10 protein-coding genes are annotated in these 14,857 nt (G+C 60.1%); 4 read left to right on the top strand and 6 right to left on the bottom strand.

Annotated features, from left to right (window positions below):
- Nucleotides 1-23: 23 nt before the first annotated feature.
- The 5 genes from leuA to CXQ82_RS25445 form a co-directional block, all read right to left on the bottom strand.
- Complete coding sequence (gene leuA, locus CXQ82_RS25470) at nucleotides 24-1,703, bottom strand: 2-isopropylmalate synthase (protein WP_101272838.1); 1,680 nt, start codon at nucleotides 1,701-1,703, stop codon at nucleotides 24-26.
- 398 nt (nucleotides 1,704-2,101) lie between these two features.
- A complete protein-coding gene (locus CXQ82_RS25460) occupies nucleotides 2,102-5,899 on the bottom strand; it encodes a membrane-targeted effector domain-containing toxin (protein WP_157832193.1) in 3,798 nt (1,265 codons plus the stop codon).
- Between the two features lie 298 nt (nucleotides 5,900-6,197).
- Complete coding sequence (locus CXQ82_RS25455; RefSeq protein WP_101272835.1) at nucleotides 6,198-7,019, bottom strand: M23 family metallopeptidase; 822 nt, start codon at nucleotides 7,017-7,019, stop codon at nucleotides 6,198-6,200.
- A gap of 3 nt (nucleotides 7,020-7,022) precedes the next feature.
- Complete coding sequence (gene xseA, locus CXQ82_RS25450) at nucleotides 7,023-8,402, bottom strand: exodeoxyribonuclease VII large subunit (protein WP_101272834.1); 1,380 nt, start codon at nucleotides 8,400-8,402, stop codon at nucleotides 7,023-7,025.
- A gap of 10 nt (nucleotides 8,403-8,412) precedes the next feature.
- Complete coding sequence (locus CXQ82_RS25445) at nucleotides 8,413-9,303, bottom strand: LysR family transcriptional regulator (RefSeq protein ID WP_101272833.1); 891 nt, start codon at nucleotides 9,301-9,303, stop codon at nucleotides 8,413-8,415.
- A gap of 99 nt (nucleotides 9,304-9,402) precedes the next feature.
- Between CXQ82_RS25445 and CXQ82_RS25440 the strand changes: the two genes are divergently transcribed.
- From CXQ82_RS25440 to guaA, 4 genes are all read left to right on the top strand, one after another.
- A complete protein-coding gene (locus tag CXQ82_RS25440) occupies nucleotides 9,403-10,170 on the top strand; it encodes a sulfite exporter TauE/SafE family protein (RefSeq protein WP_101272832.1) in 768 nt (255 codons plus the stop codon).
- A 143-nt stretch (nucleotides 10,171-10,313) separates the two neighbouring features.
- Nucleotides 10,314-10,862, top strand: coding sequence for a sugar ABC transporter ATPase (locus CXQ82_RS25435; RefSeq protein ID WP_101272831.1), 549 nt, complete (start codon nucleotides 10,314-10,316; stop codon nucleotides 10,860-10,862).
- Between the two features lie 104 nt (nucleotides 10,863-10,966).
- On the top strand, nucleotides 10,967-12,436 hold the full coding sequence (guaB, locus tag CXQ82_RS25430) for an IMP dehydrogenase (protein ID WP_016977684.1): 1,470 nt from the start codon (nucleotides 10,967-10,969) through the stop codon (nucleotides 12,434-12,436).
- 80 nt (nucleotides 12,437-12,516) lie between these two features.
- Nucleotides 12,517-14,094 carry a glutamine-hydrolyzing GMP synthase gene (gene guaA / locus CXQ82_RS25425; RefSeq protein ID WP_016977685.1) on the top strand — a complete coding sequence of 526 codons (1,578 nt, stop codon included), beginning with the start codon at nucleotides 12,517-12,519 and terminating at the stop codon, nucleotides 14,092-14,094.
- 510 nt (nucleotides 14,095-14,604) lie between these two features.
- Here guaA and CXQ82_RS32070 read toward each other — a convergent pair.
- Nucleotides 14,605-14,823, bottom strand: a complete 219-nt coding sequence (locus CXQ82_RS32070) for a hypothetical protein (RefSeq protein WP_371917330.1) — start codon at nucleotides 14,821-14,823, stop codon at nucleotides 14,605-14,607.
- Nucleotides 14,824-14,857 lie beyond the last annotated feature (34 nt).

Genomic DNA, 14,857 nt, shown 5'->3' with positions numbered 1-14,857 from the left:
GCTTTTTAGATTTCAGCGCTCAGTTACGCCGCTTTAGCTTCCTGCTGGCTCAACGAGCGGTTCAGCGCGCTGAACACCGCCTTGAAGCTCGCGGTAGTGATGTTTTCATCAATGCCCACGCCATGCACCGGACGCTCGCCGTTCACACGCAGCTCAATGTAGGCAGCCGCCTTGGCGTTGGTGCCCGCACCGATCGCATGTTCGTTGTAGTCCATGATCTCCACACCAATCGGCAGGCCCGCCACCAGCGCTTCCAGCGCGCCGTTGCCTTTGCCTTTCCAGTGCAGGTTGGTTTCGCCCTGGCCCTTGCCCGAGACTTCCACCTCGACAAAGCTGTTGCCGTTTTCTTCCTGCAGGCGATGGCTGACCAGCGCGTACGGGGTGTTGGCTTGTAAGTATTCACGCTGCAGCAAGGCGTAGATCTGCGGTGCGGTCATTTCCAGGCCCACGCGGTCGGTTTCGGCCTGTACCACCTGGCTGAATTCGATCTGCATGCGACGCGGCAAGCTGATGTCGTATTCCTGCTCCAGCAGGTAGGCGATACCGCCTTTGCCCGACTGGCTGTTCACCCGAATCACTGCTTCGTAGCTGCGGCCGATGTCGGCCGGGTCGATCGGCAAGTACGGCACTTCCCACAGGGCGTCGGCTTTTTGCTGGGTAAAGCCCTTGCGGATGGCGTCCTGGTGGGAGCCGGAGAACGCGGTGTGCACCAGGTCGCCGACGTACGGGTGGCGTGGGTGCACTTGGATCTGGTTGCACTCCTCGACGACTTTGCGCACGCCGTCGATGTCGGAGAAGTCCAGCTGCGGGTCGAGGCCCTGGGTGTACATGTTCAAGGCCACAGTGACCAGGTCGACGTTACCGGTACGCTCGCCGTTGCCGAACAGGCAGCCTTCGACACGGTCGGCACCGGCCATCAGGCCCAGCTCCGTGGCGGCTACGCCGGTGCCACGGTCGTTGTGGGTGTGCAGGCTGATGATCACGCTGTCGCGGCGGTTGATATGGCGACCGAACCACTCGATCTGGTCGGCATAGATGTTCGGCGTGGCGCACTCGACGGTGGCGGGCAGGTTGAGGATCATCTTGTGCTCAGGCGTCGGGTTCCACACCTCGATCACCGCGTCACAGACTTCCTTGGCGAACTCCAGCTCGGTCGCGCTGAACGTCTCCGGCGAGTATTCGAACGTCCACTGGGTTTCCGGCTGCTGGGCGGCATATTTGACGAACAGCTTGGCCGCGTTGACCGCGATGGCCTTGATGCCTTCCTTGTCCTGGTTGAAGACGATGCGGCGGAACGACGGCGACGTGGCGTTGTACAAGTGCACGATGGCCTTTTTGGCGCCGCGCAGGGATTCGAAGGTGCGTGCGATCAAGTCTTCACGGCCCTGGGTCAGCACCTGGATGGTGGTGTCCTCGGGGATGTGGTTGTCTTCGATCAAGGTGCGCACGAAGTCGAAGTCGGTTTGCGAAGCGGCCGGGAACGAGGCTTCGATTTCCTTCACGCCGACGGCGACCAGGGTCTTCCAGAAGCGCAGCTTTTTAACCGCGTCCATTGGCTCGATCAGCGACTGGTTGCCATCACGCAGGTCGGAGCTGCACCAGATCGGCGCTTCGGTGATGGTCTTCGACGGCCAGGTGCGGTCCGGGATGTCGATGGTCGGGAACGCGCGGTACTTCGAAGACGGGTCTTTGAGCATGCTCATCGGGAAATCCTTTGTTGTAGGGGCCGAGAAAAGGCGGCCTGCCGTGAAACTGTTTTTGGGTAGAAAGCTTGGGGCGAGGCAGATCGATTCAGCCTGGCAGTCGTGCGCTGACGAGGCACAGGCTGCGGTGCTGGCGGAGCTGAATGAGGGTGTGAGAGGTTTTCATAAGCTCAACCCTAATCGTGGGCAGGGGAGATGGCAAGTGGTCTGAAAAAATTGATAGGATTTCTTCATAAATTGAATTTTATAGCTATTTATTGTGGTTTATCCCTGACTTCATTGATTTTTTTGCGGCGGTATCCAGAGCTGTGCAATTTAGAAGGGGCAGGTGTCATGAGTGCGATTTCGCATTGGACGTACGCAATGATGATGCATTCACCATTGCGTAACCGGAGCCTTCAGGTGACTTTATGGAAAATCTGGTAGTCCCCGGCGGTAAGGCTGTCCGTTACGCTCCTCCCGGGATCTCTCGGTATTGAGGGAGCGCGGGTGATCATACTCCGGTTGGAGGTTGTCGCCGGGTACACGCCTATCCCCATACCGCCATTGAGTTCAGCCAGGCCTGGAACATTGCGAGACGTGTTCATATGGGACCTGCCCACCAGGGCGAGTACTTTCTCGCCGGGCTTGCGGTTTTGCAGAACACGAGTCGCGTAGTAGTTGAACTCCTGCAGGCGCGTAATCCCCTTCGCGTTGTCTCCGACGTCATTGTAGAAACCTGGCATATCTGATCGCCGGGTCAGGTAGCGATGCTCAAGTGCTTTTATCGTTATACCGTTTTCACGCGCAAGCTCAGACAGTTCCGAGAGTGTGGGTGACGCGCCCTGCGGCCGGCCACTGCCCATGCCCGCATCGACGACGTGGCCTGCGGCGTTGGTTTCGACGTTTTCAAGATAGAGCGTGGTGACACCGGCCTCTTTGAGGGTCTGCATATGCTCTTTGATCAACTGAAAACTGACGATTTCGTTGTGCAACTCGCCCAGCACGACAACGTCGTTGGTTTTATAGGCTTCACGCAAGAGATCGGCAGGCGATGCGTCGGCCGCAAGCGTCAGCTGAGGCGGGCGCGGCGGCATTTGGCCCTCTGCGACCATGTTGTGATAGAAGCGCTGTGCGTCCCGCCTGAACCAACTCCTGGCCACCGGAAGTGTTCGTGGGGTGAAATCGGCCTCGATCAGGCGGCCGTTGCTGCGGCTGAAATACTCGGTCGTGGGTAACCCTTTGCCTGTCGGGTCTCCGCCCGGTAGTTCATTCAGCCGCCATTCACCGTTTCCTGCGGATTGCACAGATGCCACTATTTTATTGCCCTTGGGGGCTGTCGGCGAGGCATTGGGATTCACGATATTGACCCGTCCGCTGCGCGCGTGAAACGCTGAGTCGATCTGATACACCTTGTTCAGTCCAGTGCTGTCGGTAAAGCGCACATACCAATTGTCGCCGACGTTGTAGGTGCCGTCCGGCCTCAGCGGTCGTCCCTCGATCAACGAATCCGACACGGTGTAGCGACTCAGGTCACGGCTCGCACCTGAGGACGGAACGCGGGTCGAGCCTGCCACCGGAGGTGCGCTCGCAGGCAGCTCTGGGGTTATGGGCAGGCGAGGCTTGGCCAGCGGTCGCAGCGGCGAAGTGCGAATCAATGGGATGCCCGTCGCCGACGTCGCAAAATCAGCATAGATCGCACGCCCAAGTGCTGGCTGCTTGATCAGTTTGGGCAGGGATCTTGCGTTTGCGCGCAGAGCCGTTACTCCGGCTTTTCCTAACCGGACTGCTGTGGACGCGCCTTTGCCGAGCACCGGCAGCAGGTCCAGGAATATCGTAGCGACTTCAATGCCGAACTGGATCTTGTTGGTGGTCGATTGCGCTGCTACTTCTGCGCTGCTGACTGACTGGTGGTCGGCTTTATCGACCAGCAGCTGTACCTGTTGTTGGTATAACGCGTCTTGGAAATTGCCCGTCATGGGCGCGAGGGTAGTGGCGTCCCCCGTGAGCTTGAGGGCCTGGACGAGCGTGTTGATGGCGCCGACTGGGTTCTTGCCGAAATCGGTGCCCTGCGCTTTGAGTGCGTCCATTGCTTTGGCCACATCATCTTTATCGACGGGCGACTTTCGGTTCGCGGTATAGAGTTTCCATTGGTTTTTTTCCAGCAGGAGGTTGAGTGCTTTCTGGTCCGCCATTTCTCGAAAGGTCACACCGTCTGGTGCATTGGGTGTGTACAGCACCCGCTCTGGGTCCTTGTTGTTACCAATGACCATCACGCCCTGCACAGGCAAGCCACGCTGGAGGAGGGCATGGGCGACGATGGTTTCGCCGTCGACGGTTGGACGGGTGCGCGGGTCCGGGTAGTCCAGCACAGCCGCTACCCATTGCACTGCGCGTTTGGATGTCTTGTCCTCTTTCGCTTCCGCCGTGTAGGCAGAAGGATTCAGCTCCGCGAGAAAAGCCTCTTTATGCATCTGGTCAGTCTGGCTCGCATTCCACGCGACGCGCCTGTCACCCGCGGCCCCTGACACAGCGTCCGGCGCCAGCTGATTCTTCAGCAGGCGGGTGTACTCACCGCCCACATCCGCCCTGTTGACCATTGCCTTGAGCTGGTCGGTGTCCAGGACCACGGGGTTGCCATCGGCGTCCAGTATGGGTTTGCCCAGCTTGTCGATCAGCGGCAGATTCAGGCTTGTCAGTGTAAATTTGGCGGTTTCGCCGGCGGCGAACTCGGTGGGGTTTTTCAGGGCAAGATCGGTCAGCGACAGGCGTGTGTTTTTTTCGAAGGACGACTGAGCCAGCCCTGGGCGGCCGGTATGAATGCGGCTCTTGGTTTGCGCCTGGACGATCAACTGATCGGCATCCACCTCTGCCGTTGGATACTGCTGTTTTATCGCCGCGTTCATCTGGTCTCGGGCGAAGGCGGCCAGGGAGGGGATTGCCTCAAGCAGCGGGACCAACCGGTTCGCGCTTTTGGCTTCGGCGCTGTCGAGTTGCTCAAAAAGCATTTCCTGGGCGGGAGTGAGATTTTTCAGCCACTCGGGTTGCAGGCTGTCAGCCAGTTTCTGGTTGCGTGCCTGCATCGCATTGCTGCCGTCAAGCAGGTAGGACCAGTCGGCCGCGTCGTCAATGGTCTGATGTAATGGGCGGTTGGACTCGGTAGATGTACTAGCAAAGCCCGCGTTGATTTCGGCCTGCTGACGCCTGAGCATTGCAGGTATTCCTTCGGCAAGAACATCTCCTGCCAAAGGCTCGGCGCTGAGCATCAGGTCGTCCCCGGTAGGTGGGTTGGACCGGTTTTGCAACGATAGCGGTAGTGTCTGCAACAGCAGGTCGGCGCCTGTTCCGCCTTGATCCAGGCGTTGCGCCAACGTTTCGCGCGCCTGAGCGGGGGTTGCGAACTCTTCGAATCCTTCACCGGGTGTATACAGCACGACCGGGCCATTGGCATCGTTAAGCGCCAGGGATCTGCCTTTGGGCCAGGTCGGCGAAGTGGCGAAGGCCCCGTCAGTCTGGGTGATGAGAAAGGTGCCCGCGAGTAAAGCACCGCGTTCGGTACCGTCATCCAGGGTGAGCGGATACACACCAGGACGGGCTCCATCGGCAAAGACCTTCTCGCGTTCAGCGAGGGTTGGGTATTGCAGTGCCGTGTCGATCAGTTGTTTACCTGTCGGGCTCAGGGTACCGTCGCTTGCGCGCAGTGCCGCTAATGTCGAGAGTTGGCGCTTGTGCAGGGTCAATAGCTCGTCCTGTGGCGCCTTTATTATCCCCTGTTTTAGGCTGGAGGGGCGTGGTGTTGTCCAGAAGGCTTGTGACGTTCGGGGATATTGCGTGGTGATGCGCTCGGCAATGACGTTTAACGAATACGTTGTGTCGATGAGTATCGGCTCTTGGCTGGATGTGCCTTGGCTGAATACGCCTGACAGGATGTCGGGGCCTTCGTCAGTACGCTTCCCCGGATTGCTCTGCAATTGCGCAATCGTTTTCTCCAGTGCATCCAGAAGAGGCTGTTCAGAGATTGTTTTCATACCGCCATCACTCAATTTGATCCAGCGCTTGAAGGTCAACTCTGTTGGTTTGAGATGGGGCTGGTCGGCAAACATTGTGGCCATTTGCTGCAGTAGGAAATCCTTGAAGTTCGGCTGTTGGTTCTGCAGCCGTTGCATCGCGTACGTGAGGGAGTCGTGTTGAATGAAGAATGCTTGCTGATCGCTCACGTTGAAATGGTCTGCGAGTGCTGAGCGTTGCTCCGGTGGTATTCCTGGCGAGTCGGGCAACAGGCCTGGTTGGCTGGTGTTGACGACGGGTGTTGGGGGGGCGGGAGGTAGGGCCGGGGGCTGGATCGAGGTACGCTGCATCGACGTTTGGGAGGGAGCAAGCATAGGGGAACCTCAAAGTATTTGAATGTTGTTACGCTCCTTGTAAGTAGTTAGGTAGGTGAGTGTTCACGGTGGGTTGGTTCCTGCAGGAAATGTAAGCAAACTGAGCTGCACCGGCGTGGATGCAGCGCAGAATTCAGGGTTGGAACGCGCCGATAAAGATCGCCGGGTCGACTCGCGCATCGTTGAGGCTGACATTCCAATGCATATGCGGCCCGGTTGCGCGGCCGGTCGAACCGACCTTGCCCACCACGGCGCCGCGTACCAGTTGCTGGCCGACTTTCACGTCGATTGTCGACATATGGCAGAACATGCTGATAAAGCCCTGGCCATGGTCGACAAATACGGTGTTGCCATTGAAGAAGTAGTTGCCCACCAGAATCACCTTGCCGTTCGCCGGTGTCTTGATCGGCGTGCCGGCCGGTACCGCAAAGTCGAGGCCGGAGTGGGGGTTGCGCTCTTCGCCGTTGAAGAAGCGGCGCACGCCGAACTTGCTCGACAGCGGTCCATTCACCGGTTTATCGAGCACCAGGTTGCTCGGCAGGTTGGGGCTGAAGCTGCGGTAAGCCTTGAGCTGCACCGCCAGTTCCGCTTCGATGCGCTTGAGCTGCGCCGGGTCGGGGTTGACCTGGCTTTTGTTCTTCAAGGTGATGCGCTGTTCCGGATACTTCTTGTAGCCGACGATAAACGGCAAGTTGCGCCCGCCGCTGCTGATGCGCTCGTTGCCTGGCTTGACGGTCAGCGGGATGCCGACAATTGCCAGCCAGTTGTCCTGTTCTTTCACCACCAGCACCGGCTTGCCCTGGTACGTGGCTTTTGGCGCGGCGGCCGCAGGGCCGAGTTCGACCACGGCGACGCCGCCGGGCACGGGTTTGTTCAAGGTGCGGGTGATGTAGCTGTCGGCGTGGGCGTTGCAGGCGAGGCACAGCAGCATCAGCAGGCTAAATAGACGTGGCATCGATCAATCCAATAACGAAAGGGTGACGGGTGTCAGGTGGTTGTCTTCCACCCGCACTTGCAATTGGCCTTCACCCAGGCGCGCGGTCAGGCGCTGGCCGGTGTGGGTTTGCGCGGCATTGCGGATGGCCTGGCCGCGTTCGTCGAGCAAGATGCTGTAGCCACGGCCCAGGGTTGCCAGCGGGCTGACCACGTGTAGTGTCTGCACTTGGCTTTGTAGTTGCAGGCGGCGTGCCTTGAGGCCTTCGCGCATCGCGCGGGGCAGGCGTTCGGCCAGGCTGTCCAGGCGCTGGCGCAGCAGGGCGAGTTGGCGCCCCGGGTGCTGGCCGGCAAGGCGGGTTTCCAGGCGGATCAGGCGTTCGCGACGGGTATTGAGGCTACGCTCGAAGGCGCGGCGCAGGCGCATGTCCAGGTCGTCCAGGCGCTGGGCCTGCTGGCGCAGACGCTCGCCGGGATGGCGCAGGCGGCGGGCCATGCCCTCCAGGCGCAGGCGGTCGTGGGTCAGGCGATTGCGCATCAGCATCACCAGGCGCCGGTGCAGGTTCTCGACCTGGCGCACCAGGTGGCCGGCGTCCGGAGCCAGCAGTTCAGCAGCAGCAGACGGGGTAGGCGCGCGCACGTCCGCCACAAAGTCGCTGATGGACACATCGGTTTCGTGGCCGATGGCGCTGACGATGGGCGTGACGCAGGCATCCACCGCACGGGCCACGGCTTCTTCGTTGAAGCACCACAGGTCTTCCAGCGAGCCGCCGCCTCGGGCCAGGATCAGCGCGTCGAAGCCACGTGCGTCTGCGAGTTTCAGCGCGCGCACAATCTGCGGGATGGCTTCGCGGCCTTGCACGGCGGTCGGGATCAGTGTCAGTTCAATATTCGGCGCGCGGCGGCGGAACACGCTGATGATGTCGCGAATCACCGCGCCAGTCGGCGAACTGATAATACCGATGCGCCGCGGATGCGCCGGCAGCGGCACCTTGTGGTCGGCACTGAACAGCCCTTCGGCGCTGAGTTTTTCCTTCAAAGCATCAAAGGCCAGACGCAGCGCGCCATCGCCGGCAGGCTCCACGGTGTCGAGGATCAACTGGTAGTCGCCACGGCCCTCGAACAGCGAGACCTTGCCGCGCACCTTGACCGCCAGGCCATCCTTGAGTGCCTGGCGCACCCGTGCGGCGTTGTTGCGAAACAACGCGCAACGCACTTGGGCGCCGCTGTCCTTGAGGGTGAAGTACACATGGCCGGAGGCCGGGCGGGCGAGGTTGGAGATCTCGCCTTCAACCCAGATATTGGTGAACACGTCTTCCAGCAACACCCGCGCGCGGCCGTTGAGTTGGCTGACAGTGAGGACTTCGCGGTCCAGGCCCAGGCGGGCAAAAGGGTCTTTAATCATGGGCGGCAGTTTATAGGCATTCGTGCACGGTTTGACAGAACTGCTCCACCAGCGCGCTCGGCGCTTGCGCACAAGCCAGGGCCACGGTACTCAGGCAGTCGGTGTCGGCCAGGGGTAAAAAAAGCACATTGGTGGGGGCGATGTGCTGCATGGATTTTGGTAACAAGGCAATACCGAAGCCGGCCTGGATCAACTGCAGCTGCGTGGTTTTACGCGACATTACCCGCGCGGCCTTGGGAAAAAAGCCCGCGCGCATGCACAACTCGGCTGACAGATAACTCAGGCCGCCACGCTGCGGATGGGGGATCGAGATAAATGCCTCGTCTTTGAGCTGCGCCAATTCGACAGGGGCATTGCTACGTGCCAATCGATGGCCAGGCGGCACGGCCAGCAGCACGTGCTCTTCATATAACGGCACGACGCGCACGCCTTCGCGCTGGCGCAACACCGGCAAACGCAGCAGGCCGACGTCCAGCCGCCCTTCGGCGATTTCCTCCAGTTGCGCTTCGGAGGACAGTTTGGCGATATCCATCGACGCGCCGGGGCAGCGCTGCAGCCAGGTGCTGATGCCTTGCAGCAAAACACCGCTCATCGGCACGGTGCTCGAATGGCTCAGGCGCAGGGTGCCGAGCTGGCCATTGCCCACTTGGGTCGCCATTTCACTGGCCTTGAGCAACTCACTCAGCAGGTTGCGCGCCCGTGGGTAGAAGGCCTCGCCGGCAGCGGTCAAGCGCGGTTGGCGCGCGGTGCGCTCGAACAGCGGGGTTTGCAACTGGGCTTCCAGCTCCTTGATCTGTCGGCTCAGAGCGGACTGGGCGATAAAAAGGCGCTCGGCGGCAGCACTGAAACTGCCGCTGTCGGCGATTTCAACGAAATAACGCAGTTGGCGGGTAGAGATCACGCGTCATGCCTTTTTGAGATGGGTGGAGGGCTTTGATGATATTAGTCGCAACCCTCACCGACGGCTAAAGTGATGTCCATCTCTAACAAGGAATAATCCATGAGCCTGGTTGAGCTGATGAGCCAATGGTCGTTTAGCGCTGTGGAGTGGCTGGTGATCGGCGTGGGGGTGGTGGTTGCCTACATCGTGTTCGGCATCGCCGGGTTCGGCACGGCGCTGGTGGCGGGGCCGATCCTGATCGTGTTTATGCCGCTGTCGAAGATCATTCCACTGTTGGTGCTGCTGGATTTTGTCGCCGCCTTTGGCAACCTCCTGCAATCGCGGCGTGACGTGAATAAGTCGGAATTGCTGCGGCTGCTGCCCTGCATGGCGATTGGCTGCACGCTGGGCGTGGTGTTCCTGCTCAACCTGCATTCCGACCTGTTGTTGCTATTGATGGGGCTGTTTATCAGCGCCTATGCGCTCTACAGCCTGGCGGTGAAAGCGCGGCCTACGCAGCTGTCGGCGGGGTGGTCGGTGCCCATGGGCACGGTCGGCGGGTTGTTTGGGGCGTTGTTCGGCAGTGGTGGCTTTTTATATGCGATCTACCTCAACAGCCGTTTGCCCAAGGACGCAGCGCGCGCCACGCAAAGCGCGCTGATCAGTTGCAGCACGGTGGTGCGCCTGAGCCTGTTCCTGCTCGCCGGGGTGTATGCGGATTTGCCGCTGTTGATATTGGCGCTGTGCCTGCTGCCGGCGATGGCGTTAGGGCTGTGGTTTGGCCGTAGGTTGACGATGCGCATGTCGCGGGAGGCGTTTGTGCGGTTGGTGACGTGGTTGGTGTTGGCCAGTGGGCTTGCGTTGATTGGGCGGTATTTGAGTACTTGACCTGTGTGGGGCAGGGATTAAGCTGCCAGCCTTTAGGGCCCCTTCGCGGGCAAGCCCGCTCCCACATTTGACTGTATTCGCACATCAACATGTGGGAGCGGGCTTGCTCGCGAAGGGGTCAGCAGCCACACCGCAGGACTCCCATGAATTCCCAAAGCATCCTTGTCCCCAAAATCTCCACCTTGCCGGTCCACGAACCCCGCGCCCGGGCGATCGTGCGCTGGCTGGTGCGCAAGAACATCATCAAGGAAGAGCTGACCACCTGCGGGCGCACCGGCAACCGCATGGGCTACGCCCTGGCCGACGGCGCCCGCGCCGTGGTCCTGCACCCCGAGGCGCTGCCGTTCAACGAGCCGGTCAACGGCCTGGAGATCATCTACAAACGCTGCATCTACACGCCGGCCAAGGGCTTTCTCGAAGAAGCCGGCTGCCCGGAGTGCCGCAAGGAAGTCGGCGAAGCACTGTTCGAAAGCCTGGAAGACTGGATGCCCGGCCACACCGACAACTTCACCTGTCCGCTGTGTGGGCATGAAGACGATATCAACGGTTTCCTGTTCCTACAGGAATGCGGGTTTTCCAACCTGGGATTCATCTTCAACAACTGGGCGGAGGCGGGGTTCAAGCAGAGCTTTATCGACGAATTTGCCGATTGGTTGGACCAGAAGATCGCTTGGGTCAAAGTCGAACTTTAATCCATCTATCAGTATTACCAAGTTTGTCAGAGTTTTACATTGAGCCCGACAGGGTGCATGTATATAATGGCGCGCTTCCATTTTCCCGCTCGGGAGCCCCCGCGATGCTGCGTATCAGCCAAGAAGCTCTGACATTCGACGACATTCTCCTAGTGCCCGGTTATTCCGAGGTGCTTCCTAACGAAGTCAGTCTCAAGACCCGCCTAACCCGTGGCATCGAGCTGAATATTCCCCTGGTTTCCGCTGCGATGGACACCGTTACCGAAGCCCGCTTGGCCATTGCAATGGCGCAGGAAGGCGGTATCGGCATCATCCACAAGAACATGACCATCGAGCAGCAAGCTGCCGAAGTGCGCAAGGTCAAGCGTTACGAAGCCGGTGTGGTGAAAGATCCAATCACCATCGAAGCCGACGCCACCGTGCGTGACCTGTTCGACCTGACCCGCCTGCACAACATCTCCGGCGTTCCGGTGCTGCACGATGGCGACCTGGTCGGCATCGTCACTTCGCGTGACGTGCGTTTCGAGAACCGTCTTGAAGTTACCGTCCGTGAAGTGATGACGCCGAAAGAGCGCCTCGTTACCGTCAAGGAAGGCGCCGACAAGAACGACGTGCGCGAACTGCTGCACAAGCACCGCATCGAGCGCGTGCTGATCGTCGACGACAAATTCGCCCTCAAAGGCATGATGACCGTCAACGACATCGAAAAAGCCAAGGCTTACCCGCTGGCCAGCAAGGATGACCAAGGTCGTCTGCGCGTTGGCGCCGCCGTCGGTACCGGTAAAGACACCGGCGACCGCGTTTCGGCGCTGGTTGCTGCCGGTGTGGACGTGGTGGTGGTCGACACCGCCCACGGTCACTCCAAAGGTGTGATCGACCGCGTGCGTTGGGTCAAGCAGAACTTCCCTGACGTGCAGGTGATCGGCGGCAACATCGCCACCGGCGCTGCCGCCAAGGCCCTGGCCGAAGCGGGCGCCGACGCGGTCAAGGTCGGTATCGGCCCTGGCTCGATCTGCACCACGCGCATCGTCGCCGGTGTGGGCGTGCCGCAAATCAGCGCCATCGCCAACGTCGCCGCTGCCCTTGAAGGCACTGGCGTACCGTTGATCGCTGACGGCGGCATCCGCTTCTCCGGTGACCTGTCCAAGGCCATCGTCGCCGGTGCTTCCTGCGTGATGATGGGCTCGATGTTCGCCGGTACTGAAGAAGCGCCAGGCGAGATCGAACTGTTCCAGGGCCGTTCGTACAAGGCTTATCGTGGAATGGGTTCGCTGGGCGCCATGTCCCAGGCGCAAGGCTCTTCCGACCGTTACTTCCAGGACTCCTCGGCAGGCGCCGAGAAGCTCGTACCGGAAGGCATCGAAGGCCGTGTGCCGTACAAAGGCACCCTGAGCGCGATCATCCATCAACTGATGGGCGGCCTGCGTTCCTCGATGGGCTACACCGGCAGCGCCGACATCGAAGAAATGCGCACCAAGCCTGAGTTTGTTCGGATCACCGGCGCCGGCATGGCTGAATCCCATGTCCACGACGTGCAGATCACCAAGGAAGCGCCAAACTACCGCGTAGGTTGAGGCTTCCAGCAAAATGTTAAGTAACCGGGGCTGTTCTTCAGCCCCGAGTTGTTTCTGATTCATTAGACGAGACTGACTTCATGGCCCTCGACATTCACGCCCACCGCATCCTGATCCTCGATTTCGGTTCCCAGTACACCCAACTGATCGCCCGCCGCGTGCGTGAAATCGGCGTGTACTGCGAACTGCATCCGTTCGACATGGACGACGAAGCGATCCGCGAATTCGCACCTAAAGGCGTCATCCTCGCCGGTGGCCCCGAGTCCGTGCACGAAGCCAACAGCCCGCGCTGCCCGCAAGCCGTGTTCGACCTGGGCGTGCCTGTTTTCGGTATCTGCTACGGCATGCAAACCATGGCCGAGCAACTGGGCGGCAAGGTTGAAGGTTCCGAGCTGCGTGAATTCGGTTATGCCCGTGTCGACGTGGTCGGCAAAAGCCGCCTGCTGGACGGCATCGAAGACCACGTCGACGCCGACGGCCTGTTCGGCCTCGACGTGTGGATGAGCCACGGTGACAAGGTCACCAAGATGCCGGAAGACTTCCACATCCTGGCCAGCACCCCGAGCTGCCCGATCGCTGGCATGTTCAGCGACGAGCGTCGTTACTACGGCGTGCAGTTCCACCCGGAAGTGACCCACACCAAGCAAGGCGGGCGCATCCTGTCGCGCTTCATCCTCGACATCTGCGAGTGTGAAGCCCTGTGGACCCCGTCGAAAATCGCTGAAGACGCCATCGCCCAGGTTCGCGCCCAGGTTGGCACTGACAACGTACTGCTCGGCCTGTCCGGCGGCGTTGACTCCTCCGTGGTTGCCGCGCTGCTGCACAAAGCCATCGGCGACCAGCTGACGTGCGTGTTCGTCGACAACGGCCTGCTGCGCCTGCACGAAGGCGAGCAGGTTATGGCCATGTTCGCCGAGAACATGGGCGTCAAGGTGATCCGCGCCAACGCCGAGGACCAGTTCCTCAACAACCTGGCTGGCGAAAGCGATCCAGAGAAGAAGCGCAAGATCATCGGCCGCACCTTCATCGACGTATTCGATGCCCAGTCGAACAAACTGGACAACATCAAGTACCTCGCCCAGGGCACCATCTACCCTGACGTGATCGAGTCGGCCGGCGCCAAGAGCGGCAAGGCCCACGTGATCAAGTCCCACCACAACGTGGGTGGCCTGCCTGAGGAAATGAACCTCAAGCTGGTAGAACCGCTGCGCGAACTGTTCAAGGACGAAGTCCGCCGTCTGGGCCTGGAACTCGGCCTGCCGTACGACATGGTCTACCGCCACCCATTCCCGGGCCCGGGCCTGGGCGTGCGCATCCTCGGCGAAGTGAAGAAGGAATACGCCGACCTGCTGCGTCGCGCCGACCACATCTTCATCGAAGAACTGCGCAAAGCCGACTGGTACCACAAAGTCAGCCAGGCCTTCGTGGTGTTCCAGCCAGTTAAGTCCGTGGGTGTTGTAGGCGATGGCCGTCGTTACGCGTGGGTTGTTGCGCTGCGTGCCGTAGAAACCATCGACTTCATGACCGCCCGCTGGGCACACCTGCCGTACGAACTGCTGGAAACTGTCAGCGGCCGTATCATCAATGAGATCGAAGGCATTTCGCGCGTCACTTATGACGTGTCGAGCAAGCCGCCGGCGACCATTGAGTGGGAATGATCCTGCTTTAGCAGGTGAGTGCTGAATAACAAAACCCCGGCCATGTGCCGGGGTTTTGTGTTTCATGGAAGTAAAAAGGAGGGTTAGGCTTGGACATAATCAAATTTATGCAGTGCTAACCGGATTTCACGATCCGGAGCATATGTAATTGATTTTGAGCAGGCCAAATTCTTCCCAAGCAACACGCTAGGTTCAATTTTCCAGTAGCTATTCGTTGGGTTCCGCGAGAACAGTGTACCTGTGGCGAGGGAGCTTGCTCCCGTTGGACTGCGTAGCAGTCCTAAGCTCTTTCAAAGAGCGGGGCCACTTCACGACCCAGCGGGAGCAAGCTCCCTCGCCACAGGGGGGCTTTGCGTCCTTCCTATCTCTTACGTGACGGCCTTACCGACTTGAATCGGGTTTAGAGATAGGTATCGAGGGTACGTTCAGCATCAGAAAAACTCATCCAGCAGACAATAGAACTTGATTCGCTGCTCATCGGGCTCAACACCGTAAAGCTCAAAGAACGCTTTAACCCATGCCAGGGCAAGGTCTTGATAACGGATCGCTGATCCCCAGGCGCCCGCAGCCACCGAAGCCACTCGATTGCGTCTGCCCGCTCACCGTGTTGCTCAGTGGGGTGGACTTCAGGTACAGACCCGTGCCGTTGTCCTGGCGCGGGCGAAAGACGTCTGCGCGCGACGCGCCGATGGCCTGCTGCTCAATGAGTGCACGGGGGGAAGCGTTCACGCCATTTGCTTGGAATTGTCATGGCGGTGTCCGG

This window comes from Pseudomonas sp. S09G 359, assembly GCF_002843605.1.
GTDB lineage: Bacteria > Pseudomonadota > Gammaproteobacteria > Pseudomonadales > Pseudomonadaceae > Aquipseudomonas.
This window is presented reverse-complemented; position numbering and strand designations above follow the sequence as displayed.